Annotated in this window: 19 protein-coding genes and 1 pseudogene; 9 read left to right on the top strand and 11 right to left on the bottom strand. The window is 64.9% G+C overall.

All coding sequences use genetic code 11. The annotated features are described in order from the left end of the window. The first annotated feature begins 4 nt into the window (after positions 1–4). The 4 genes from coaD to aat all read left to right on the top strand — a co-directional run bounded on the left by coaD (position 5) and on the right by aat (position 3,415). Entirely contained in the window at positions 5–517 is a 513-nt protein-coding gene (gene coaD / locus EWH10_RS04360; RefSeq protein WP_025547507.1) for a pantetheine-phosphate adenylyltransferase, read from the top strand. A 94-nt stretch (positions 518–611) separates the two neighbouring features. Then, on the top strand, positions 612–1,388 hold the full coding sequence (locus EWH10_RS04355) for a peptidylprolyl isomerase (RefSeq protein WP_044660378.1): 777 nt from the start codon (positions 612–614) through the stop codon (positions 1,386–1,388). Positions 1,389–1,499: 111 nt separating this feature from the next. Beyond that, a complete protein-coding gene (queA, locus tag EWH10_RS04350; RefSeq protein WP_044660377.1) occupies positions 1,500–2,534 on the top strand; it encodes a tRNA preQ1(34) S-adenosylmethionine ribosyltransferase-isomerase QueA in 1,035 nt (344 codons plus the stop codon). Positions 2,535–2,650: 116 nt separating this feature from the next. Further along, complete coding sequence (aat, locus tag EWH10_RS21940) at positions 2,651–3,415, top strand: leucyl/phenylalanyl-tRNA--protein transferase (protein WP_044660376.1); 765 nt, start codon at positions 2,651–2,653, stop codon at positions 3,413–3,415. 35 nt (positions 3,416–3,450) lie between these two features. On the opposite strand, the pseudogene EWH10_RS22170 reads toward aat, so the two are convergent. The 4 genes and pseudogenes from EWH10_RS22170 to EWH10_RS04325 all read right to left on the bottom strand — a co-directional run. Beyond that, a pseudogene (locus EWH10_RS22170) lies at positions 3,451–3,621 on the bottom strand (DUF2155 domain-containing protein); the annotation flags it as partial. 227 nt (positions 3,622–3,848) lie between these two features. Further along, complete coding sequence (locus tag EWH10_RS04335; protein ID WP_025547500.1) at positions 3,849–4,247, bottom strand: NADH:ubiquinone oxidoreductase subunit NDUFA12; 399 nt, start codon at positions 4,245–4,247, stop codon at positions 3,849–3,851. 49 nt (positions 4,248–4,296) lie between these two features. Next, positions 4,297–4,815, bottom strand: coding sequence for a DUF192 domain-containing protein (locus EWH10_RS04330; RefSeq protein ID WP_025547498.1), 519 nt, complete (start codon positions 4,813–4,815; stop codon positions 4,297–4,299). 49 nt (positions 4,816–4,864) lie between these two features. Further along, on the bottom strand, positions 4,865–5,389 hold the full coding sequence (locus EWH10_RS04325) for a regulatory protein RecX (RefSeq protein WP_065846156.1): 525 nt from the start codon (positions 5,387–5,389) through the stop codon (positions 4,865–4,867). Positions 5,390–5,539: 150 nt separating this feature from the next. On the opposite strand from EWH10_RS04325, the gene EWH10_RS04320 reads away from it, so the two are divergent. Both EWH10_RS04320 and EWH10_RS04315 read left to right on the top strand, forming a co-directional pair. Beyond that, the gene (locus tag EWH10_RS04320; protein ID WP_044660374.1) at positions 5,540–7,300 is read left to right on the top strand and encodes a fatty acyl-AMP ligase; all 1,761 of its coding nucleotides are present in this window, start codon (positions 5,540–5,542) and stop codon (positions 7,298–7,300) included. Positions 7,301–7,458: 158 nt separating this feature from the next. Then, entirely contained in the window at positions 7,459–9,756 is a 2,298-nt protein-coding gene (locus EWH10_RS04315; protein WP_044660373.1) for a putative bifunctional diguanylate cyclase/phosphodiesterase, read from the top strand. A 320-nt stretch (positions 9,757–10,076) separates the two neighbouring features. On the opposite strand, the gene EWH10_RS04310 is transcribed toward EWH10_RS04315, so the two are convergent. Then, complete coding sequence (locus EWH10_RS04310; protein WP_025547492.1) at positions 10,077–10,580, bottom strand: DUF3617 domain-containing protein; 504 nt, start codon at positions 10,578–10,580, stop codon at positions 10,077–10,079. Between the two features lie 109 nt (positions 10,581–10,689). Beyond that, entirely contained in the window at positions 10,690–11,235 is a 546-nt protein-coding gene (locus EWH10_RS04305; protein ID WP_044660372.1) for a DUF3617 domain-containing protein, read from the bottom strand. A 341-nt stretch (positions 11,236–11,576) separates the two neighbouring features. Here EWH10_RS04305 and uvrB point away from each other — a divergent pair, with 341 nt between their 5' ends. Continuing rightward, positions 11,577–13,760, top strand: coding sequence for an excinuclease ABC subunit UvrB (uvrB, locus tag EWH10_RS04300; RefSeq protein WP_025547489.1), 2,184 nt, complete (start codon positions 11,577–11,579; stop codon positions 13,758–13,760). A gap of 281 nt (positions 13,761–14,041) precedes the next feature. Here the strand turns inward: uvrB and EWH10_RS04295 are convergent, their stop codons facing one another. From EWH10_RS04295 to EWH10_RS04280, 4 genes are all read right to left on the bottom strand, one after another. Next, positions 14,042–15,406 (bottom strand): methyl-accepting chemotaxis protein, encoded by a 1,365-nt coding sequence (locus EWH10_RS04295; RefSeq protein ID WP_025547487.1) that lies wholly within the window; start codon positions 15,404–15,406, stop codon positions 14,042–14,044. A 96-nt stretch (positions 15,407–15,502) separates the two neighbouring features. After that, positions 15,503–16,420, bottom strand: coding sequence for a DMT family transporter (locus tag EWH10_RS04290; protein WP_044660371.1), 918 nt, complete (start codon positions 16,418–16,420; stop codon positions 15,503–15,505). Position 16,421: 1 nt separating this feature from the next. Beyond that, positions 16,422–16,742, bottom strand: coding sequence for a DUF559 domain-containing protein (locus tag EWH10_RS04285; RefSeq protein WP_229742335.1), 321 nt, complete (start codon positions 16,740–16,742; stop codon positions 16,422–16,424). Positions 16,743–16,830: 88 nt separating this feature from the next. Continuing rightward, positions 16,831–18,351: a fumarate hydratase gene (locus EWH10_RS04280; RefSeq protein ID WP_044660370.1), complete on the bottom strand. Its 1,521-nt coding sequence runs from the start codon at positions 18,349–18,351 to the stop codon at positions 16,831–16,833. A gap of 128 nt (positions 18,352–18,479) precedes the next feature. Between EWH10_RS04280 and EWH10_RS04275 the strand changes: the two genes are divergently transcribed. Beyond that, entirely contained in the window at positions 18,480–18,995 is a 516-nt protein-coding gene (locus EWH10_RS04275; protein ID WP_044660369.1) for a hypothetical protein, read from the top strand. 85 nt (positions 18,996–19,080) lie between these two features. Here the strand turns inward: EWH10_RS04275 and EWH10_RS04270 are convergent, their stop codons facing one another. Next, positions 19,081–19,851, bottom strand: coding sequence for a CsgG/HfaB family protein (locus EWH10_RS04270; protein ID WP_025547481.1), 771 nt, complete (start codon positions 19,849–19,851; stop codon positions 19,081–19,083). A 187-nt stretch (positions 19,852–20,038) separates the two neighbouring features. Between EWH10_RS04270 and lepA the strand changes: the two genes are divergently transcribed. Further along, positions 20,039–21,844: a translation elongation factor 4 gene (lepA, locus tag EWH10_RS04265; RefSeq protein ID WP_025547480.1), complete on the top strand. Its 1,806-nt coding sequence runs from the start codon at positions 20,039–20,041 to the stop codon at positions 21,842–21,844. Positions 21,845–21,866 lie beyond the last annotated feature (22 nt).

Genomic DNA, 21,866 nt, shown 5'->3' with positions numbered 1-21,866 from the left:
GGGCATGAGCAAGCAGAGGGTGGGGGTCTATCCCGGGACATTCGATCCGATCACCTTGGGTCATATGGACATCATCCGGCGCGGCGCGAAGCTGGTCGATAAGCTGGTGATCGGCGTCACCACCAACATCTCCAAATCTCCGATGTTCTCCGACGATGAACGGCTGGATATGGTGCGGCGCGAATGCGCGGGCATCGACACGGAAATCGTCGTCACGGGCTTCAACTCGCTGCTGATGGACTTTGCCGAATCGCAGGGGGCGAGCGTCATCATCCGGGGCCTGCGCGCCGTCGCTGACTTCGAATATGAATATCAGATGGCGGGGATGAACCAGCAGATCAACGGCCGGGTCGAAACCGTTTTCCTGATGGCGGACGTGTCGTTGCAGCCGATCGCTTCCCGTCTGGTCAAGGAAATCGCGCTCTATGGCGGGCCGATCCACAAATTCGTCAGCCCCGCCGTGCGCGAGGAAGTGGAGGCGCGGGTCGCCGCCATCGGCCTGAAAGGGCAGGGCTGAAGGCTCCACTCAGCCTTCGTTCAGTTGCCAATCGCGAAGAGGGCGCTATCAGGGCAAGTTCGCACCTGGGCAAAATTTGAGGAAAGCTTCATTCATGCGGTTCACGTCGGCGCTCAAGACCGTGGCGATCGGTTTCGCTCTCTATGCATCGAGCAGCGCGGCCCTGGCCCAGGGCGGCGGTGGGCGCAATGCCGAGGAGATGAAGAAGGAGGAGGCGGCCGTGCGCGCGGAGCAGGCCGCCAAGCAGCTCGGCCTCGATCCCGCTTCCAAGCTGCCGCCGGCCACGGTGCCTGTCGATCCCCAAAATGTCTGGGATCTGGACCTGTCGAGCGGCGGCCGCGTGCGCATCCAGTTGCGTCCCGACATCGCGCCTGGCCATGTCGAGCGGATCAAGGAGCTGACGCGCCAGGGCTTCTACAACGGGCTCAAATTCCACCGCGTCATTCCCGGCTTCATGGCGCAGGGCGGCGACCCCAAGGGGGACGGGACCGGGGGGTCGACGCTGCCGGACCTGAAGGCCGAATTCAATCCGATGCCGCACCTGCGCGGCACCGTCTCCATGGCCCGCGCCCAGAGCGAGGACAGCGCGAACAGCCAGTTCTTCATCGTCTTCCTGCCGCGCATGCAGCTCGACAAGAAATATACGGTGTTCGGCCGCGTGATCGAGGGCATGCAATATGTCGATGCCATCCATCAGGGCGAACCGCCCGCCGATCCGACCATCATCCTCCAGGCCTCGATCGAAAGCGACGGCAGGCCGCCGGTGACGGCACTGCCGACGCCGCCTGCTCCGCCCACGCCCTCGATCGTCGCGCCGCTGGCGAAGAAGCCCGCGCCCGCAAGGAAGCCGGCCGCGCCGAAGAAGAAATAGTCAGGCCGGGTGAATGCGTGCTCCTGCGAAGGCAGGAGCCCAGTCCCGCCGCCTGAACTGGGCTTCTGCCTTCGCAGGAGCATTGGATATGCTGTTCTAGAGCATTCGACCATGCGCGTAGATCTGTTCGATTTCGACCTCCCGCCTGAAAGCATCGCGCTTCGCCCTGCTTCCCCGCGCGACGCGGCCCGGCTGCTGCTGGTGCCCGGCGACGCGCCCTTCCAGGACCGCATCGTGCGCGATCTGCCCGACCTGCTGCGCGCCGGCGACGTGCTGGTTTTCAACGACACCAGGGTCATTCCCGCCCAATTGGAGGGGATGCGCGGCCAGGCCAGGGTCGGCGCCACGCTCCACAAGCGGCTGGGTCTGCGCCAATGGCAGGCCTTCCTCCGCAACGCCAAGCGGGTGCGCGATGGCGACTGGATCGACTTCGGCAATGGCGTCACCGCTGTGGCCGGCCCGCGCGACGAGGACGGTGGCGTCACGCTCCGCTTCGAGGGTGAGGAGCCGGTCGAGCTGTTGCTGGAACGGGCGGGCCGGATGCCGCTGCCCCCCTATATCGCCAGCAAGCGCCCGACCGACGAGCGCGACCGCAGCGATTACCAGACCATGTTCGCGCGGGAGGATGGCGCGGTCGCCGCCCCCACGGCGGCGTTGCACTTCACGCCCGAATTGATGGCAGCGGTCGAAAAAGCCGGCGTCCGGACCGAAACGCTGACGCTGCATGTCGGCGCCGGCACCTTCCTGCCGGTAAAGGCTGACGATACGGACGATCACCGGATGCATGCCGAATGGGGGCGGATCGACCAGGCGACGGCGGACCGCCTCAACGCCGCACGGGCGGCCGGCGGCCGGCTGATCGCGGTCGGTACCACCAGCCTGCGCCTGCTGGAAAGCGCGACGGGGGAGGACGGCATCATCCGTCCTTTCGCGGACGAGACGCGGATATTCATCACGCCGGGCTATCGTTTCCGCGCAGTCGACGGGTTGATGACCAATTTCCACCTGCCCAAATCGACCCTGTTCATGCTGGTAAGCGCCTTGATGGGTACGGAGAAAATGCTGTCGGTCTATCGGCACGCCATTGATCGCGGCTATCGTTTCTACAGCTATGGCGATTCCAGCCTGCTTCTGCCCCAGCCTTAAGGCCGCTCATGTTGATGCTCCATCGACCGCGGATGGGGCCTCCCGTTTTGCAAGGCGGTCCAAGGAATGAAAGTCGCACTGGCGCGCTGCCCTGTCTCGCGTTAAGTCTTTCTTTGATGACGATTGACCCGCTGGTGCTGTTGCAGGCTTACGCGATCGGCGTGTTTCCCATGTCCGACGATCGCGAGGCGGAGGAGGTGTACTGGATCGAGCCGAAGCGACGGGCGATCATGCCGCTCGACGGTTTCCACATCTCCCATTCGCTGGCCAAGACGATCCGGCGGGAGCGGTTTCGGGTCACCGCCAATCGGGATTTCACAGGCATCGTCCGGCTCTGCGCAGAAGCCGCGCCGGACCGCCCGTCCACCTGGATCAACCATCCGATCGAGCGTGCCTATCGCCATCTGCATGAAATAGGTTTCGCCCACTCTGTTGAGGTGTGGGAGGGGGAGGAACTGGTCGGCGGCCTTTATGGCGTGGCGCTGGGGCGGGCCTTTTTCGGGGAAAGCATGGTGTCGCGGCGCGCCGATGCGTCGAAGGTGGCGCTGGCCTGGCTGACCGCCCGCATGCGTTTCGGCGGTTTCACCCTGCTCGACTGCCAGTTCATGACCGATCATCTGCGGTCATTGGGTGCGATCGAAATCAGCCAGCGCGACTATCTTCAATCATTGGCGGGCGCGTTGGACGGCGTGGCGCTGGGGGCGGGGCGGGGCGTGCTGGCGGCCGGTTCCGGCGTCTGGGCGGAGCTGGCATTTTCGCCGCTTGCCGGGGACGCCTTGGCCCGCGCGCCGTCCGACACTTCGCCCTTGTCGCCCAGCTTCACCGTATCGGGACCGGTTTCCGGCCATGACATCGTGCAGCTCCTGACCCAGACGTCGTAGACCGGGTGCTGCACGACATTGCGGTCGGGCCGTTCCCGGAACAGCCAGCCGGAAAAGTTGCGGCGCCATTTATTGTCGGCGGTGCTGCGCACGTCGAGCTGAACGAAGGCGCCGGTTTCCTGCACATTTTCCCAGGGCGCCGTGGTTTCGCAGGCCTGCAGCCGAACAATGGCATCGCCCACGCGCAGCGCTTCGCCCGGCTTCATCGTCAGGTCGGTGGTGATGCCGTTGCGCTTGTTGAGCAGGCCGATCACCGCCACCCGCTCGTTCATCGGCGTGCCGGTGAGGGGAGACTCGTCGCCATTGCGGATCTTCTGCCCCTCGATGCGGACAGGACCGCCCTGGTTCTGCGTCGGCAGATCGTCGCCGCCGCAACCGGCCAGTACCAGGGTGCAGCCGAGAATCGGCAGGAAACGTCCCGCCGGGCGCCGCATCATGATGCGTCGGGGCTCCACGCCTCATAATCGCCGGTCGCCTTCTGGCGCAGGCCGCCCTTTTCCAGCGCGCCGGTGGGGCGGTAGGCCTGGGCCGTGCCGGTGGCGTTGGGGGTGAAGTCCCTTTCCCAGATGCGCGGGGGCGGCAGGAAACTCTCCGGCGCGCCCTCGATCGAATGATGCAGCCAGCCATGCCATTCGGCGGGCACGCGGCTGGCGTCGTTCGCGCCATTATAGATGACCCAGCGCCGGGTCAGTCCATTGGGGTCGGTGCCGCCTTCATAATAGACATTGCCCTGATGGTCCTCACCCACCTTCGTGCCCTTGCGGGAGGTGTAGAGCGAGGTGCCGATGGTCGCGCCATCCCACCAGGTGAAGATCTTGCCAAGGATTCCCATGGGCGAAGCGCTTAGCCGTTGCGGCTGGCGCTTGGCAAGGCGGTTCTGGTCAGCGGGGGCAGAAATTGAGGGGGTTTGACGAGGACGGCCGGTCGCAATCGCCCCAGGTGACGCGGTCGCCTTCCCTGATGCCCAGCTCCGCCGCCCTGCCGCCGCGCAGTTCGAGGACGGCGGCGACCGGGATGCCGGCGGAGACCGGCTCGCGGGAATAAGGGGCGGCGTTGGCCTTCAGGAAGGCGATGCTGCCGTCGGTGTGGATGAACAGCATGTCGAGCGGGATCAGCGTGTTCTTCATCCAGAAGCTGGCCGTGCGGGGCGGTGACATGGGGAAGAGCATCCCGGAATCGGGGGCGAGCGACTTGCGGAACATCAGGCCCTGTTCCTGCTGCTGTTCGGTAAGGGCGAGTTCGACGGTGAAGCGGTGAGCGGTTTTGGCGGTGTGGATGGTGAGGGGGAGGAGGGTGGTTTGCCCGGTGGCGGTGGGCGCGGCGGTGTTTTCTGCTTTGGGGGCGGATGGGGAGCAGGCGGCCGGGAGAATTGCAAGCAGAAGGAGGAGAAAGGGCTTCATGGGGGTGAGGTATCACAGCCTGGCGGTTAACAAACAGGGTGCTGAGCGGTTACTCATCCGCTTCCGGCACTTCCCCCGGCGCGGCGTCGGTCCAGCGGCGGACGGTGGCGTAATCATGGCCGGCGCGCAGGAAGGCGGCAATCCATTTTTCCCGCTGCTTTAGGTCCGGTCGTTCCTGGGCATAGGGGCCGATCCGCTTGCGCCGGGCGAAGCGGTCGGCGGCGGACCAGCTTTCCCTTTGGGTCTGGGCGTGGGCTTCCACCCGGTCGGCTTCCGCTATGCCATCGGCGCGCAGGGTTTCCGCGACCCGGCGGGCGCCATAACCGCGGCGGCTGAGCGCGCCGCTTTTCATCACGGCATAGCCGGCATCGTCGACATAGCGCAATTCGCTCAGCCGATCGACCAGCGCCTGCGGATCGGCGGGGTCTTCGCCGCCCCAGCCGCGTTCCTTGATCTTGCGGCCCAGATAGGCGAGCAATTTGGCCCGGCTGGTGGCGAAGCGCGCCACATAGCGCAGCGCAAGTTCGCGCATGGCCTCTTCATCGAGCGGGGCAGGAGGGCGTTTGCCGGTCATGGCAATGCTTCATGCCTGTTGCGCCTTGATTATGCCACAGTCGGGCCGGAATTTTACCGCCCCTTTTGGGGTAAAAGCCCAAGCTGGAATGCAACTATCCGGTGCAAAGCGGCTTGAAAGCTGTTAGCGGCGCGCCGGAATATGACAAACATGACATTGGGTGACACCAATATGACGGGTTCGCAAAGCATGATGGCACCGACGCCAACCACCGACGATCTGCCCCGCCGTTTCTCGGACTTCGAGACGCTGGGCGAAGCGCTGGACTATGCTGCGACCGGGCGGCGCGGCCTGAACTTTCACGACGCGCGGGGGAATCTGGCGCGACCCTATCCCTTTGCGGAGCTGCGCGAGGACGCCGTCGCCTGCGCCCACCGGCTGATCGCCCATGGGGTGAAGCCGGAGGATCGCGTGGCCCTGGTGGCGGAGACGGGCCCGGATTTCGCGCAATTGTTCTTCGGCATCGTCTATGCGGGCGCCTGGCCGGTGCCGCTGCCGCTGCCGACCAGCTTCGGCGGCAAGGAAAGCTATATCGACCAGTTGAACGTCCAACTGTCGAGCTGCGACCCGATGCTGTTCCTCTTTCCCAAGGAACTGGAGGAGATGGCGGGGGAATCCGGCCGTCAAAAGGCGGTCGAGAGCATCGCCTTCGAGGATTTCATCGCGCGGGAAGCCGTGCCCTGCGATCTGCCGCAGGCGAAGGGCGAGGAGATCGCCTATCTGCAATATTCGAGCGGTTCGACCCGCTTCCCCCATGGCGTGGCGGTGACGCATCATGCGCTGCTCAGCAATCTGGCGGCGCACAGCCATGGCATGGAACTGGTCGAGAGCGACCGCTGCATAAGCTGGCTGCCCTGGTATCATGACATGGGTCTGGTCGGCTGCTTCCTGTCCGTCGTCGCCAACCAGGTGTCGACCGACTATATGAAGACCGAGGATTTCGCCCGGCGGCCGCTGGCGTGGCTGGACCTCATCAGCCGGAACGAGGGCACCTCGATCAGCTATTCCCCGACCTTCGGCTACGACATTTGCGCGCGCCGCATGTCGAGCCAGACCAAGGCGCAGGATCGTTTCGACCTGTCCCGTTGGAGGCTCGCGGGCAACGGCGCGGACATGATCCGCCCGGACGTGATGCAGAGCTTCGTCGATGCGTTCGGGGACGCGGGGTTCAGCCCCAAGGCGTTCCTGCCGAGCTATGGCCTGGCCGAGGCCACGCTGGCCGTCACCATCATGCCGCCGGGCGAGGGCATCATCGTCGAACTGGTGGAGGAAACCGACCTTTCCGGCGGCGACGCGACCGAAGGCCGGCCGCAGCGCTTCCGCTCGATCGTCAATTGCGGCAAGCCGGCGCGCGACATGGTCGTGGAAATCCGGGACGAGGATGGAGCGAAGCTGAACGAGCGTCAGATCGGCAAGGTGTGGACCACCGGGCCGTCGCTCATGGTCGGCTATTTCCGCGATCCTGAGGCGACCGACGCCTGCATGGTCGACGGCTGGCTGGACACGGGCGACATGGGCTATTTGAGTGACGGCTATCTTTATATCGTGGGCCGCGCCAAGGACATGATCATCATCAACGGCAAGAATCACTGGCCGCAGGACATCGAATGGGCGGTGGAGCAGCTTCCCGGCTTCAAGCAGGGCGACATCGCCGCCTTTGCCATCACCACGCCGGGCGGCGAGGAAGCGCCCGCCGTGCTGGTGCATTGCCGCACCTCCGACAATGATGAGCGTACCCGGCTGCGCGACCAGATCCGCGAACGCGTGCGGGCGATCACCGGCATGAACTGCGTGGTCGAACTGGTGCCGCCGCGCACTTTGCCGCGCACCAGCTCGGGCAAGCTCAGCCGGTCGAAGGCGCGCAACCTCTATCTGACCGGCGAAATCCGGCCCTACGACATCGCCGCCTGACCCTTTGCCGCGAACCGACCGGCCGGGGGCCGCTTTTTTCATCTGCTTTTGACGGCCGTTACGGATTGATAACCGCTTGCTGTTAATCCGGCCGGGTGAGACGCGGGCAAGGGCCATCTTCTGAACAGGCTTCGCGGGAGCGAATATCGCTTCGGGCGATGATGGGTCTTGCCGTCGTGCCGGGCGATGCGGCGGAGCGCGTCCTTGCCGCCCAATTGCGCTCGGCCGATCATGTCGCGCTGCTGAGGCAGGCGATGAACCTCTTCGGCTTGCTGTTCCTGTGGCAGGTCTTCGGCGATCACGGCTCCGTGCCGGGGCTGATGGTCTGGAGCGCCGCGCTGGTCCTTTCCATGGCCGTCGGCGCCATCCTGCGGCGCAGGCGCAATGGCGCGGCGGCAAGCGCGACCGATCTCAGGGTCCATGGCTTCACCGGCCTGCTTCACGGCCTCGTCTGGGCGGCGTGCATGATGACGCTCTCGTCCGGGCACGGCGCCGCGCAGTTGGTGGCGCACTGGACGCTGATCAGTTGCATCATGGTCTGCGGCGCGATCAGCTATGCCGCCACTCCGCTGGCGGCGACCGGCTTCCTGCTGCCCTGCATCGTCGGGCTTGGCGCGCTGTTCGATCCGCGCGACCAGACGCCGCTGCTTGCCCTTGCCACCAGCTATGCGCTGTCGCTGCTGGTCGGCTGCTTCCTTTATGCACGGACCTTCGCCCGGCAGCACAGCGCCAGCGTGCAACTGGAGGAAAAGAGCGAGGTCGTCAGCCTGCTGCTGCGCGAATATGAACATGGCGCGTCCGACTGGCTGTGGCAGACCGATCCCGCGCGGCGGTTGAGCGGCGTGTCGCCGCGCCTTGCCGAAATGCTCGGCCGTACACCGGCCGAAGTGGAAGGCGTGCTGCTGGTGCAACTGCTGGCTGGAAATGCCTGGGAAAGCGGCCTGTTCCCGACCGAGCTGCATGCGCTGGCGGATCATCTGAAGCGGCGGGAAAGCTTCAGCAACATCGTCCTGCCGGTCGAGCTGGAGGGGGATGTGCGCTGGTGGGAACTGTCCGCCTCGCCCCGCTATGACGAGGGCGGCGCCTTTCTCGGCTTCCGGGGTGTCGGCTCGGATATTACCGAACAGAAGGAATCGGCGGAACGGATCGCGCAGCTTGCGCGGTTCGACCCGTTGACCGGCCTGCCCAACCGCACGCATCTGCGCGATGTGCTGGATCAGGCCATGGGCGGCGGCGGGACGGCGGGCGCAGGGCGCGGCGGCTGCGCCTTCCTGATGATAGACCTGGACCGGTTCAAGGCGGTGAACGATACGCTGGGCCACCAGATCGGTGACAAGCTGTTGACCCAGGTGGCGCGACGATTGCGGCATATCTGTTCCGGCGCGGAATTTTGCGGGCGCATCGGCGGCGACGAATTTGCCGTCGTCATCCCGCAACTGGGGGACAATCACGGCGTCGACAGGCTCGCGGCCCGGATCATCAACGGCCTTTCAGCCCCTTATCAGGTGGACGAACATACGCTTTACGTCGGTGCATCCGTCGGGTCGGCGGTGTCGCCACAGGATGGCCATGAATCGGAGGCGCTGATCCGCAGCGCGGACCTCGCCCTCTATCGCGCAAAGGGCGATGGCGGCGGCGTGCATTGCGCCTATGAACCGCAATTGCATGCGCAGGCGGAGGAGCGCCGCCAACTGGAACTCGCGCTGCGCGACGCGCTGGAGAAGAACCAGCTGCACGTGCTGTTCCAGCCGGTGGTGGAGGCGCAGGCGGGCATTGTCGTCGGGTTCGAGGCGCTGGTGCGCTGGACCCATCCGGACATGGGGCCGATCTCGCCAGCCAAATTCATTCCGGTCGCGGAAGAAGCCCGGTTGATCGGACCGATCGGGGAATGGGTGCTGCGGACCGCCTGCAAGGAAGCGGCATGCTGGCCCGACGGCGTGCGCATCGGGGTCAATGTCTCGGCCGAGCAGCTCGTCCATCCGAGCTTTGTCGGTGCGGTGGTGTCCGCCCTTGCGCAGAGCGGGCTGGAGGCGCGGCGGCTGGAGCTGGAAGTCACCGAAAGCGTGTTCGTCAACGCCGATACCGGGGCGCTCAAGATACTCGATCAGTTGCGGGGGCTGGGCGTTCGGCTGTCGCTCGACGATTTCGGGACGGGCTATTCCTCGCTTGGCTATCTCAGCCGCACACGTTTCGACACGATCAAGATCGACCGCAGCTTCGTCGTGGGCGCGGCGAACAACAGGGCGGAAAGCCTGGCGATCATCCGCGCGGTGGTCACGCTGGCGGACAGTCTGGGCATGGCGACCACGGCGGAGGGCGTCGAAACGGAGGCCGAACTGGCCATGGTCAGGGGCCTGGGCTGCCGCAAGGTGCAGGGCTTCTATTTCGGGCGGCCCATGCCGGCGGCCGACGCGGCGGCGCTCTTCCCCGGACATCAGGTGCGCGCCCGGGCCTAGGCTTCATCGCCGCGATGGAAGGACGCGACCCAAGATGCGCTCCGGAGTCCATCGAACATGGCGCAGTCTTGCCCGTCCGTCGCGGCAGCATGTTCGCCCCCATGCTGCTCTCGGCCCGCCCCTTATCCGCCGCTCTCGATCCGTAATTCCATCGCCTCGGGAAAGCATCCCCGCGCTTGCGATAATGGCCGGGAGCCTTCGATCGCCGCGAGGGCCGCGCGCCAGGCTCCGAAAGGCCGGCGATCCCGCGAAAGGAAGACGCCGCGCCGTCGGACTTTGCGGACCGGGCACAGTTGGAGAACCTCGCCCGGTCCTTATCGTCACGCCTTGGTGCATTCCCCTGCACGCTTGCCGGTGACGTCATGGGTGGTGCGCAGCACGGGCTGGCCGCCCTCGGTCCTCGTCATGGTGCTGCCCAGCGTCAGCGTATCGGCGGTGAAATTGCCCTCCAGCACGATTTCGGATGTGCCCTTGCCGGATGTGCAGCTCAGCGTAGCGATCAGGCGCCCCTTGCGGATCAGCTTGTCCTTGTAGGTGCAGTTCTTGCCCTCATCCCCGGCGAGAGCATTGGCGTCCGGCACGCCGGCGGCATCGACGGCGATGCAGGTCTTGTCCTCGCTCACCTGTTTCAGCGCGGCCTGATATTCGGCCGGGGTGACGGTGGGGGTATTATAGCCGGTTGTCTTGCGCGTCAGCGCCCATTCGCCCGCTTTCATGACGATCGGCGCTTCGGTCGTTTCGGGCGCGGGTTCCGGCTTGCTGCCGCAGGCGGCCAAGCCGAGAGCAAGCCCAAGCGGCAAGGCCGCCAGCGCGAATTTCTGCATATCCTCTCCCCTGTTCTCTGTTGGAACCGGTGCAGGCTCGCGCCAAGCCGTGCAAAGCGCAAGAGGAATCTGCTATCGCCTGCAGGCGCTTCGCTCACATCGCCTGCCCTTACTTCTCCGCGCAGGTCGTGCCGATCCACTTGCCGCTGGTCCTGGCCTTCATGCTCATGTTCATGCCATTGGGCGCACCGGTCATCTTCATGTCCATGTGCATCTCATAGCTTTCGGGCGCATAGCTGCCGGACATGACGGCGTTCATCGTGCCGCCCTGCGACTTGCAGCTTATCTCGCCCTTCACGGAACCGCCGCTGGCGTCGAAGCCCTTGTAGGCGCAATCCTTGTTCTCCTGCCCCGAGAACATCTTGCCGCTGGGGTTGGCGGCTTCCTCCGGCGAGACGCAATATTTGATCGAGGTGCGGCTCATCATCTTCTTCATCTGCTCTTTCATCTGGTCGCCGCCGCCGGGCATGTTCGGCATGTCGATGTCCTCCAGCTCATAGCTGCCCTCCCACTGGCCGGGCTTGAGCTGGACCTTCTGCACTTCCTGGCGGACCTCCTCGCGGGTTTGCGGCTCGCTCGCCTTCTTTTCGCCGCACGCCGCGAGCAGGGCGGTCGCTCCCGTCATGCCGATCAGGATGGAGAGTGTCGGACGCATAAGCTTTTCTCCCTGTTTCCACGCCGTTTAGGGCGCGACCATATCAAGGGAGGGGGAGGATGCAATGCGGAATGGGCAAGCCATATGTTCTTTATTTGTTCTAATTCTGATGCTATGCGTGTTCGACAATCGGGTGAGCGTTGATGGACTGGGAAGATGGAGAAGGGCCTACTTCGGCTCTTCGCGCGCCAGGGTGACCAGCCGGCGGTCTATCCGTCGCCGTCCGAAGGGCTGTTCGAACCGAAGCCCTGAAAGGGCGGAGGCGTACGGCTTTGCCGCTTCCCGGCACAAGAGAGCGTGAAGCCGATTGCGTCTCAAGCCAAAGGCCCCATATTCCGCTTATGTCTATCCAGATCCGCACCACGCTGGACGAGCCGGAGACCGGCGAAGGCTTCGTCCCCCACCGCCCCGCGCGCCCGGAAAAGAGCGAGGGTGGCAGGCCGTTCAAACTGGTGTCGGACTATGAGCCGTCGGGCGACCAGCCGACCGCCATAGCCGAACTGGTGGAAACCGCGCTGGCTGGCGAGAAGGACCAGGTGCTGCTGGGCGTCACCGGATCGGGCAAGACCTTCACCATGGCGAAGGTGATCGAGGCGTTGCAGCGGCCCGCTCTGGTGCTGGCGCCCAATAAGATACTGGCCGCGCAGCTTTATGGGGAGTTCAAGAGCTTCTTCCCGGAAAACGCCGTCGAATATTTCGTCAGCTATTACGACTATTACCAGCCCGAAGCCTATGTGCCCCGCTCCGACACCTATATCGAGAAGGAGTCGAGCGTGAACGAGGCGATCGACCGGATGCGCCATTCGGCCACGCGTGCGCTGCTGGAACGCGACGATGTGCTGATCGTGGCGTCGGTGTCCTGCCTCTACGGCATCGGCTCGGTCGAAACCTATTCGGCCATGACCTTCGCGATGAAGAAGGGGCAGGTCGAGGACCAGCGGGAGATCATCCGAAAGCTGGTCGCGCTCCAGTACAAGCGCAACGACGCGGCGTTCGCGCGCGGCAATTTCCGGGTGAAGGGCGACAATCTGGAGATTTTCCCGTCGCACTATGAGGACACCGCCTGGCGGGTCAGCTTCTTCGGCAATGAGATAGAGGACATCGTCGAATTCGACCCGCTGACCGGCAAGAAGGTCGCGAGCCTGGACTTTGTGAAGGTCTTTCCCAATTCGCACCACGTGACGCCGGGCCCGACGCTGAAGCAGGCGATGGAGGCGATCCGCTTCGAACTGGCGGAGCGCCTGAAGGAATTGCAGGCCGAGGGCAAGCTGCTGGAGGCGCAGCGGCTGGAGCAGCGGACCAATTTCGACCTGGAGATGATCGCTGCCACCGGCTCCTGCGCGGGGATCGAAAATTATTCGCGTTTCCTGACCGGCCGTCTGCCGGGCGAGCCGCCGCCGACGCTGTTCGAATATCTGCCGGAAAATGCGCTGCTGTTCGTGGACGAAAGCCACCAGACCGTGCCCCAGATCGGGGCGATGGCGCGGGGCGACCATCGGCGGAAGATCACGCTGGCCGAATATGGCTTCCGCCTGCCGAGCTGCATCGACAACCGGCCCTTGCGCTTCAACGAATGGGACGCGATGCGGCCGCAGACGGTCAGCGTCTCCGCAACGCCCGGGTCGTGGGAGATGGAGCAGACCGGCGGCACCTTCTCCGAACAGGTGATCCGCCCGACCGGCCTTATCGACCCGCCTGTCGAGATCAAGCCGGTGGAGGACCAGGTGGACGACCTGATCCATGAGGCGAAGGAGACGGCGAAGAAGGGCTATCGCACGCTGGTCACGACGCTCACCAAGCGCATGGCCGAGGATCTGACCGAGTTCATGCATGAGGCGGGGATCAAGGTCCGCTACATGCACAGCGATGTCGAGACGCTGGAGCGCATAGAGCTGATCCGCGACCTGCGGCTGGGGGTCTATGACGTGCTGGTGGGCATCAACCTGCTGCGCGAGGGGCTGGACATCCCCGAATGCGGGCTGGTCGCGATCCTCGACGCGGACAAGGAAGGCTTTTTGCGCTCCGAAACCTCGCTCATCCAGACGATCGGGCGCGCGGCGCGCAATGTCGAGGGACGGGTGATCCTCTATGCCGACCGCGTCACCGGATCGATGGAGCGGGCGCTCAACGAGACGTCGCGCCGCCGCGAGAAGCAGATGGCCTATAATCTGGAACATGGCATCACGCCCACCACGATCAAGCGCAACATCGGCGACATCATCGCCCATGTCGCGTCGAAGGATCAGGTGACGGTGGACACCGGGCTGGAGGACAGGCCGCACCTCGTCGGCCACAATCTGCGCGCCTATATTGAGGATCTGGAAAAGCAGATGCGGGCTGCGGCGGCGGACCTGGAGTTCGAGGAGGCCGGACGCATCCGGGACGAAATCCGCAAGCTGGAGGCGGAAGAGCTTGGCCTGCCCGCCGGGCAGCAGGTGGCGGCGCCGCGAGGACGGGCGACCGAGGGCAAGCCGGGAACGCGCAAACTGCGCTACGGGAAGGTGCAGAAGAAGTTCGGACGTTAGGGGCCGGGGAACCGTCCGCTTCTTGTTCGAACCCGCCATGCTCCTCGAAGGCGCTCGAACAAGACGCATGGTTCGTCAGAGCGCGGTTCCGCCGTCTGTGGACCATTGCACCGTGGAAACTGGGCTCCCGCCTTCGCAGGAGCACTTTGTGCCTCAAGAATAGCGGAATGGCCGCGATCCACCCGCCTTCCGTAGATCATGGCGTTTGAACGGGGCTTCCATACGCCGCTCCCTCTTCCGAACGCGGCGAAGGCCGCTCCCGACCCTTCAGGCCGAAAATCTCACCTGTCCTGGTCCTGATAGGCCATTTGCAAAATCCCCCAATGCCGTCCTCGAACATGGATGGAGGCGATGACCTGCTTCAGCAATATGACCTCACCCACGGCGTTCAGCCGCCGATAGGCCTTGATGCAGAAGGGTTGGGTGATCCTGCACTGCTCGCGCGTGTCGGGGAAATCGAAGATCAGGCCCTGGCGCGAATATTCGAAATTCCAGTTGTCGTCGCCCGGCCGCTGCGGATGCGACCGTTCCGGCATCGCGACCGCGCCGAAGCTGTTGCGGTCGGTGAAGGTCATGCCGAACAGCCCCGGAAAGACGCGCGCCCTTTCCTGCTGCACCCGCGCAGCGGGGATCAGCACCGGCTGGACCGGATGGCTATATTGCACCGGCTGCGTGCCGGGGATCGGCATGTAGGATTCGCTGAACAATTCGCTTTCCGTCAGCCGGCCCTCGACAACGGCCAGTTCCAGCGCGTCGCTTACCGCCTGCGCGGCATCCAGGCAGAAATCGATATAGGGCGTATCGGGTATCTCGACGCCGCTTTCCGCCACCAGTTGCAACAGTCGGTTGGTGTCGTCGCTGGCGGTCGAGATGCGGCCGGACAGTCTTTGCAGGCCCCCCGCATTGTCGGTGGAGGTGCTCGCCAGCGCCGCCAGCCCACCGCGAATCTCGCCCGCCGATCCGACGATGGAGGCGATGCGTTCGGCCACCCCCTCGCTGTTGCTGGACAGGTCTTCCATCAGCGCGCCGAGCCGTTCGACCAGCAGTTCGATATTCTTGGTGTCGTTAAGCGCCGTGCGCGCGGTTTCCGCGCCGTGGACGATGCCCTCCAGCATCTTGCCCGCCTCGCCGGTCAGCGCTCCGATGGACTGATCGATGGTCTGGGTGGCGGTCGCGGTTTCCTGCGCCAGCTTCTTGACCTCTGCGGCCACCACGGCGAAGCCGCGCCCGGCATCGCCTGCGCGCGCCGCCTCAATGGTCGCGTTGAGCGCCAGCAAATTGGTCTGGCTGGCGATGCCGCTGATCACGCTGGTGACATGGGCGACGGTCTTCAGCGCCTCGCGAAAACCGTCAAGCTGTGCGTGGACGCTGCTCACCCGCTCGATCAGGTCGACGAAATTGCTGTTGGCGTCCGACAATTGACGCCCGGAATCCTGGATGATGCTCCGCGCGGCCACAGCCTTTTCGCGCGCATCCTGTCCCGCCAGCGACACGCTTTCGCCATCCCGGGAAAGCTGCGCCGCCGCGCCGCTGATCGCCTCGATCGTGCGGGCCTGATTGGTGACGCGATCCGCCAGCTCGCTGATGTCCGCCTGCAGGTCGAGCGTGCGGATGCCCAGGTCGCCGGACAGCTTGGCCACCTTCATCACCGCCTGTTCGACGTTCCGGGTTCTTGCCTGGTTTTCCACGCCGTCCGGGCTATCGGACGTTGGTAAAATATCCGTTATCGATGCGGTGGGCCGTTATAGCGCGCCAGTCAGCGCCAGCACGACGCCGGTGGCCACCAGCACCAGCCCCATGACCTCGCTCTGCTTCATCCGTTCGCCCAGGTAGAAATGACCGAAGCCCAGGGTGAAGGCGACCTCCACCTGCCCGACGATCCGCACCAGCGCGACCGGCGCAGTCGCAAAGCCGGTGAACCAGCATGCCGAACCGAGGGCGGACAACAGCCCGACCTGCCCCGAAATGCGCCAGCCGTGCAGCACCTTGCGCATTTCGCCGGGCTCGCGCAGCAGCAGGAAGCCGCCCTGCATCACCGTCTGCATCGCGACCGTCACGACCAGCACGATCAGCGCGGCCAGGACCGGGTCCGCGTTCGCGCCACCGGCGTCCACCTCCTGCGTTCCCCGCCGGATGGCGATCGCGGTCAGCGCAAAGAAGAAGCCAGAGGCGATGCCGCACAGCGCGGCCGGTTGCCCCAGCGCGCGGAGGAAGCCCGGCTTTTTGCCGCCGACCGACAGCAGCATGATGCCCGCCACGCCGCAGCCGATCCCCGCCCAGGCCAAGGGAGGCAGACGCTCCCCCATCAGCAGGAAGGATAGGATGGCCCCCTGCACCGCCTCCGTCTTGGAATAAGCCGTGCCGACGACGAAATTGCGATGGGCGAAGGCCATGATCAGCAAATTGGTCGCGACGATCTGCGCCAGTCCGCCCCCCAGGCAGAACAGCAGGAACGATGGATCGGGCGAGGGGAGCGGGCCGGGATAGATCAGCCGATAGCCCGCCAGCAGCATCAGCGCGAAGGGCAGGCCGTAGAGATAGCGCACCAGACCCGCCGCGTTGACGGACAGTTCCTTGCTGACCCGGCGCTGCACCGCCGTCCGCCAGGCCTGCGTCGCTCCCGCCAGCAGCGTCGCCGGAAGCCAGATGGGAAACGCCATCCTAGTCCTTCCCGGGATGGTGGAGGGGAAATGCGCAACCGTGGTGCAGAATATGCCGCGCCACATCGTCGAAATCCCGGATTATGTCATGAGCCTTGATCCAGAGCACCCTAACCCCCTGAGAACGCTCCCATGCGTCACGCTGGGCATCCTGCGCCATCTGCTCAGCATGGTCATGAAAGCAGCTGTCCGGCTCCACCGCCAACCGGACAGAGGCGCAGTGGAATCCAGCATAAAAGCCCGACCGGATGCTGTTCACAGCGCGATTTCGGGTGCGGCAAAGCGCGCCGCAATTCCCGCGCCTGCGCGACGCTCCTTCCATTCGGCTGCCTTGCGCCGATTCCCCGCCGCCATCTGCTTCGCAAACGGTCCCCCTCCCCATCTCCCGACGGGGAGGACCCGGGCGAGCCTCACACCCTTTCGAGAAGGCCTTCTTTCTTGATCTTCTCCTGCCACACCAGCGGGGCGAGACGGTGGACATTCTGGCCTTCGCTGTCGACGGCGACGGTGACGGGCATGTCCTGCACATCGAACTCGTAGATCGCCTCCATGCCCAGGTCTTCGAAGCCGACTACTTTGGCCGCCTTGATCGCCCGCGCCACCAGATAGGCCGCGCCGCCGACCGCCATCAGATAGGCGCTCTTATGCTTGGCGATGCTGTCGGTCGCCGCCGGGCCGCGCTCCGCCTTGCCGACGCAGGCCGCGAGGCCCTGTTCCAGCATCATGTCCATGAACTTGTCCATGCGGGTCGCCGTGGTCGGACCGGCCGGGCCCACCACCTCGTCGCGCACCGGATCGACCGGGCCGACATAATAGATGACGCGACCCTTGAAATCGACCGGCAGTTCCTCGCCGCGGCTCAGCATGTCCTGGATGCGCTTGTGCGCCGCGTCGCGCCCGGTCAGCATCTTGCCGTTGAGCAGCAGGCGGTCGCCATGCTTCCAGCTCTGCACCACTTCCGGCGTCAGCGTGTCGAGGTCGACGCGGATCGCCTCCTTGCTCGGCTTCCAGTCGACCTGCGGCCATTCCGAAATCTTCGGCGCCTCCAGATAGGCGGGACCCGAGCCGTCGAGCGTGAAATGCGCATGGCGGGTCGCCGCGCAATTGGGGATCATCGCCACCGGCTTGCCCGCCGCATGGCAGGGATAGTCGTAGATCTTGACGTCCAGCACGGTGGCGAGGCCACCCAGCCCCTGCGCGCCGATGCCGAGCGCGTTGACCTTGTCGAAAATCTCGATGCGCAGCTTCTCGATCTCGTTCTGCGGTCCGCGCGCCTTCAATTCGCCCATGTCGATGGGCTCCATCAGCGATTCCTTGGCCAGCGCCACGGCCTTTTCCGCCGTGCCGCCGATGCCGATGCCCAGCATGCCGGGCGGGCACCAGCCCGCGCCCATCTGCGGCACCATCTCCAGCACCCAGTCGACGATCGAATCGCTGGGGTTCATCATCTTGAACTTGGTCTTGTTCTCCGACCCGCCGCCCTTGGCCGCGACGTCGACGATGACCTTGTCGCCCGGCACCATCTCGACATTCAGCACGCAGGGCGTGTTGTCCTTCGTATTGACGCGCGAAAAGGCGGGGTCCTTCAGGATCGAGGCGCGCAGGCGGTTCTCCGGGTTCAGATAGGCGCGGCGCACGCCTTCATCCACGACCTCCTGCATGGAGCGGCTGTTATCGTCCAGCCGGCAGTCCATGCCCCATTTGATGAAGACGTTGACGATGCCGGTGTCCTGGCAGATCGGGCGATGCCCCTCTGCGCACATGCGGCTGTTGGTCAGGATCTGGGCGATGGCGTCCTTCGCCGCAGGATTGGCCTCCGCTTCATAGGCTTTGCCCAGCGCGCGGATATAATCCATCGGATGATAATAGCTGATGAACTGGAGCGCGTCGGCCACGCTCTCGATCAGATCGGCGGTCTTGATGACGGTCATCTACCCTGGTCCCTAATCTAAGGCCCGCCCCGCACGGCGGGTCCATGCAGGGGAGCGGCTAGTAGGGAATCGCGCGTGAGTCCAGTAGCGGCAGGGAGCCGGCCGCCTGTCCCGGGCGTTTCCCGCCCATGCCCCGCGCGCTCAAGACCTATCGCACCGCCATCGGCTTTCACGACGCCTATGTCGCCGCGCCCAGCCAGAAGGCGGCGCTGGAGGCCTGGGGCGCCGACGCCAATCTCTTCGCCCGCGGCGTGGCGGAGGTCGTGACCGATCCGGCCCTCATGGCCGAGCCGCTCGCCCGTCCAGGCCAGGTCATCAAGCGCCCGCGCGGTTCCATGGCGGAACATCTCGCCGCGCTGCCCGAAGAGAAGCCCGCAAGCCCCAGAAAGGCGAAGGCGCGCGGCGCGGCCAGGCCCAGGCCCCGCCCCGACCGCGCACCGCTGGAGGCGGCGGAGGAGGCATTGGCGGCTCTCGACCGGCAGCAGGAAGCAGAGCGCCGTCAACTGGCCCGCCGCGAAGCCGCCCTTCGGCGCGCGCGTCAGGACCTGGAAAAACGGCATCAAGCCGAAAGGCACCCGCTGGAGAAAGCCCGCGACGCAGCGGCAAAACGCTATGAACGGGCGCTCAGGACGTGGGAAGGCTAGAATATCGCGCAGCAGGATGGCGAGACCAGTGAAAAAAAGGCGCCACCGGAAGCTCCGGCAGCGCCCTTCCCTTCAAAACCGTCCTTTATTGTGCGCGGGGCGCCGCTGCGGCCGCATTGGCGGGCAGGCCGCCAAGCTGCGTCACCAGCTTGGTATAGGCGTCGAGATAGGCGAGCACGATCACCTGCCCGATCTCCGTATTCTGGTAGCCGCCGCCGCCGGCCGCGGCGAAGCCGCCCCACCAGCCGGCGCCGCCGCCGCCGCCGAAGCTCAGGTCCGACTTGCGCGCATAGCCCTCCGTCAGCGCCTCTTCCTCGGTCGTACGGGCGTTGACGATGGAGAGCGTCACATTGGCCTCGCTCTTCTTGACCGAAATGCCGCCTGCCAGCGCGCCGAAGGTCCGGCCGCCCAGGAAGCCGCCGAGCATGCCGCCCAGCGCATTGCCGCCTGAATTCTTGTTGGAGGAGACGATGTCGGGCTGCAGATAATAATCCGCCGCCTTCACCTGGCCCTTGCCCAGATTGGACCCCGCCTGCAATTCGCCGGAGTCCGCCATGGCGCGTTCCATATTGCGGCTGGCCATGGCGCGGCCGCGGTTGACGATGCCGAAGCAGCCCGACTGCTGGATGAACACCTTGAGGATCGCCTCCGGGCTGCCCAGGTTCAGCTCACGCCACCACTGGTTGTCCGGCTCGACGATGGCCACCGTGCCGAGGCGCCGGGTGCAATGAGGAATTTCGGCGGTTTTCTTGGCCTGCTGCTGCCGGGCGGACGAACCCTTGTCGGCGGCCATCGCCGGAGAAGCCGCGACAGCCAGACCGGCTGCGGCAGCGACGAACTTCGCGAACACACGCATTGTCATGCACCCCTGAAAGTTGCTGAAGTCGTTTTGATTTTGTGGCGCCCCGATATTTGCACCATGCTCTAGCACAACCGCGCGGGCGCGCAAGTAATGCGAACGGTTATCACCGCCATAGCCTTAACGGGCCTGGGATGTGCGAGCCTGCTGACAGGCCCTCAAATGGCTGCTATCGGCGCGGGCCATGACCGATCTCTCGCACATCCGCAATTTCTCGATCATCGCCCATATCGACCATGGCAAGTCGACCCTGGCCGACCGCCTGATCCAGCGCACCGGCGGCCTGACCGACCGGGAAATGTCGGCGCAGGTCCTCGACAACATGGATATCGAGAAGGAGCGCGGCATCACCATCAAGGCGCAGACCGTGCGCCTCGACTATGTCGCGAAGAACGGCGAGACCTATGAACTGAACCTGATGGACACGCCGGGCCATGTAGACTTCGCCTATGAGGTGAGCCGCTCGCTCGCCGCCTGCGAGGGCGCGTTGCTGGTGGTGGACGCCGCGCAGGGGGTAGAGGCGCAGACGCTGGCCAACGTCTACCAGTCGATCGAGCATGACCATGAGATCGTGCCGGTCATCAACAAGATCGACCTGCCCGCCGCCGAGCCGGAGAAGGTGAAGGCCGAGATCGAGGAGGTGATCGGCCTCGACGCATCGGAAGCCGTGCTGGCGAGCGCCAAGGCAGGCATCGGCATCGATGACATATTGGAAGCCGTGGTCGCCAAGATCCCCGCGCCCAAGGGCGACCGGGAGGCGCCGCTGGAAGCGATGCTGGTCGATAGCTGGTACGACCCCTATCTGGGCGTCGTCATCCTGGTGCGCGTCGTCAACGGCGTCATCAAGAAGGGCCAGAACATCAAGTTCATGATCGGCGGCACCGAGCATCTGATCGACCGCGTCGGCTGTTTCCGGCCGAAGATCGAGCAACTGGGCGAACTGGGGCCGGGCGAGATCGGCTTCATCACCGCGCAGATCAAGGACATCAGCCAGACCCGCGTCGGCGACACCATCACCACGGTCAAGAATCCGGCGAAGGAACCGCTGCCCGGCTTCAAGGAAGTGCAGCCGGTGGTGTTCTGCGGCCTGTTCCCGGTCGACGCCAATGATTTCGAGAAGCTGCGCGAATCGATTTCCAAGCTGCGGCTGAACGACGCCAGCTTCTCCTTCGAGATGGAGACGTCGGCCGCGCTGGGCTTCGGCTTCCGCTGCGGCTTCCTGGGGCTGCTGCATCTGGAGATCATTCAGGAGCGGCTGAGCCGGGAATATGATCTGGACCTCATCACCACCGCGCCTTCGGTGGTGTACGAGATCCACATGAATGACGGGACGGTCCGGCATCTGCACAACCCCGCCGACATGCCCGACGCCAACCATATCGACTATATCGAGGAGCCGTGGATCGAGGCGGTGATCTACTGCCCCGACGAATATCTGGGGTCGATCCTGAAGCTCTGCCAGGACCGGCGGGGTATCCAGAAGAACCTGACCTATGTCGGCGGGCGCGCGCAGGTGACCTATGAACTGCCGCTCAACGAGGTGGTGTTCGATTTCTACGACCGGCTGAAGTCGATCAGCCGCGGCTATGCCAGCTTCGACTATCATCAGATCGGGGCGCGGGAAGGCGACCTCGTCAAGATGAGCATCCTCGTCAACAATGAGCCGGTGGACGCGCTCAGCATGATCGTTCACCGGGGCACCGCCGAATCACGCGGGCGCGGCATGTGCGAGCGGTTGAAGGACCTGATCCCCCGCCACCTGTTCAAGATTCCGATCCAGGCGGCGATCGGCGGCAAGGTGATTGCGCGCGAAACGATCGCCGCGATGCGCAAGGACGTGACCGCCAAATGCTATGGCGGCGACATCACCCGCAAGAAGAAGCTGCTGGAGAAGCAGAAGGAGGGCAAGAAGCGGATGCGCGAATATGGGTCCGTGCAGATCCCGCAGGAAGCCTTCATTGCCGCGCTGCGCATGGGGGATGAGAACTGAGGCTCCTGCCGGTGCAGGAGTA

Origin of the sequence: Sphingobium fuliginis (assembly GCF_004152845.1) — a bacterium.
Lineage (GTDB): Bacteria > Pseudomonadota > Alphaproteobacteria > Sphingomonadales > Sphingomonadaceae > Sphingobium > Sphingobium fuliginis.
The sequence above is the reverse complement of the archived record's forward strand: the minus strand, read 5'-3'. Positions and strand labels throughout refer to the sequence as shown.

Excerpts from the sequence above, each read along its gene's own strand:
- coaD (WP_025547507.1), top strand. The coding sequence starts at position 5 with ATGAGCAAGCAGAGGGTGGGGGTCTATCCCGGGACATTCGATCCGATC.
- EWH10_RS04355 (WP_044660378.1), top strand. The coding sequence starts at position 612 with ATGCGGTTCACGTCGGCGCTCAAGACCGTGGCGATCGGTTTCGCTCTC.
- queA (WP_044660377.1), top strand. The coding sequence starts at position 1,500 with ATGCGCGTAGATCTGTTCGATTTCGACCTCCCGCCTGAAAGCATCGCG.
- aat (WP_044660376.1), top strand. The coding sequence starts at position 2,651 with ATGACGATTGACCCGCTGGTGCTGTTGCAGGCTTACGCGATCGGCGTG.
- EWH10_RS04335 (WP_025547500.1), bottom strand. The coding sequence starts at position 4,247 with ATGGGAATCCTTGGCAAGATCTTCACCTGGTGGGATGGCGCGACCATC.
- EWH10_RS04330 (WP_025547498.1), bottom strand. The coding sequence starts at position 4,815 with ATGAAGCCCTTTCTCCTCCTTCTGCTTGCAATTCTCCCGGCCGCCTGC.
- EWH10_RS04325 (WP_065846156.1), bottom strand. The coding sequence starts at position 5,389 with ATGACCGGCAAACGCCCTCCTGCCCCGCTCGATGAAGAGGCCATGCGC.
- EWH10_RS04320 (WP_044660374.1), top strand. The coding sequence starts at position 5,540 with ATGACATTGGGTGACACCAATATGACGGGTTCGCAAAGCATGATGGCA.
- EWH10_RS04315 (WP_044660373.1), top strand. The coding sequence starts at position 7,459 with ATGATGGGTCTTGCCGTCGTGCCGGGCGATGCGGCGGAGCGCGTCCTT.
- EWH10_RS04310 (WP_025547492.1), bottom strand. The coding sequence starts at position 10,580 with ATGCAGAAATTCGCGCTGGCGGCCTTGCCGCTTGGGCTTGCTCTCGGC.
- EWH10_RS04305 (WP_044660372.1), bottom strand. The coding sequence starts at position 11,235 with ATGCGTCCGACACTCTCCATCCTGATCGGCATGACGGGAGCGACCGCC.
- uvrB (WP_025547489.1), top strand. The coding sequence starts at position 11,577 with ATGTCTATCCAGATCCGCACCACGCTGGACGAGCCGGAGACCGGCGAA.
- EWH10_RS04295 (WP_025547487.1), bottom strand. The coding sequence starts at position 15,406 with ATGAAGGTGGCCAAGCTGTCCGGCGACCTGGGCATCCGCACGCTCGAC.
- EWH10_RS04290 (WP_044660371.1), bottom strand. The coding sequence starts at position 16,420 with ATGGCGTTTCCCATCTGGCTTCCGGCGACGCTGCTGGCGGGAGCGACG.
- EWH10_RS04285 (WP_229742335.1), bottom strand. The coding sequence starts at position 16,742 with ATGGAAGGAGCGTCGCGCAGGCGCGGGAATTGCGGCGCGCTTTGCCGC.
- EWH10_RS04280 (WP_044660370.1), bottom strand. The coding sequence starts at position 18,351 with ATGACCGTCATCAAGACCGCCGATCTGATCGAGAGCGTGGCCGACGCG.
- EWH10_RS04275 (WP_044660369.1), top strand. The coding sequence starts at position 18,480 with ATGCCCCGCGCGCTCAAGACCTATCGCACCGCCATCGGCTTTCACGAC.
- EWH10_RS04270 (WP_025547481.1), bottom strand. The coding sequence starts at position 19,851 with ATGCGTGTGTTCGCGAAGTTCGTCGCTGCCGCAGCCGGTCTGGCTGTC.
- lepA (WP_025547480.1), top strand. The coding sequence starts at position 20,039 with ATGACCGATCTCTCGCACATCCGCAATTTCTCGATCATCGCCCATATC.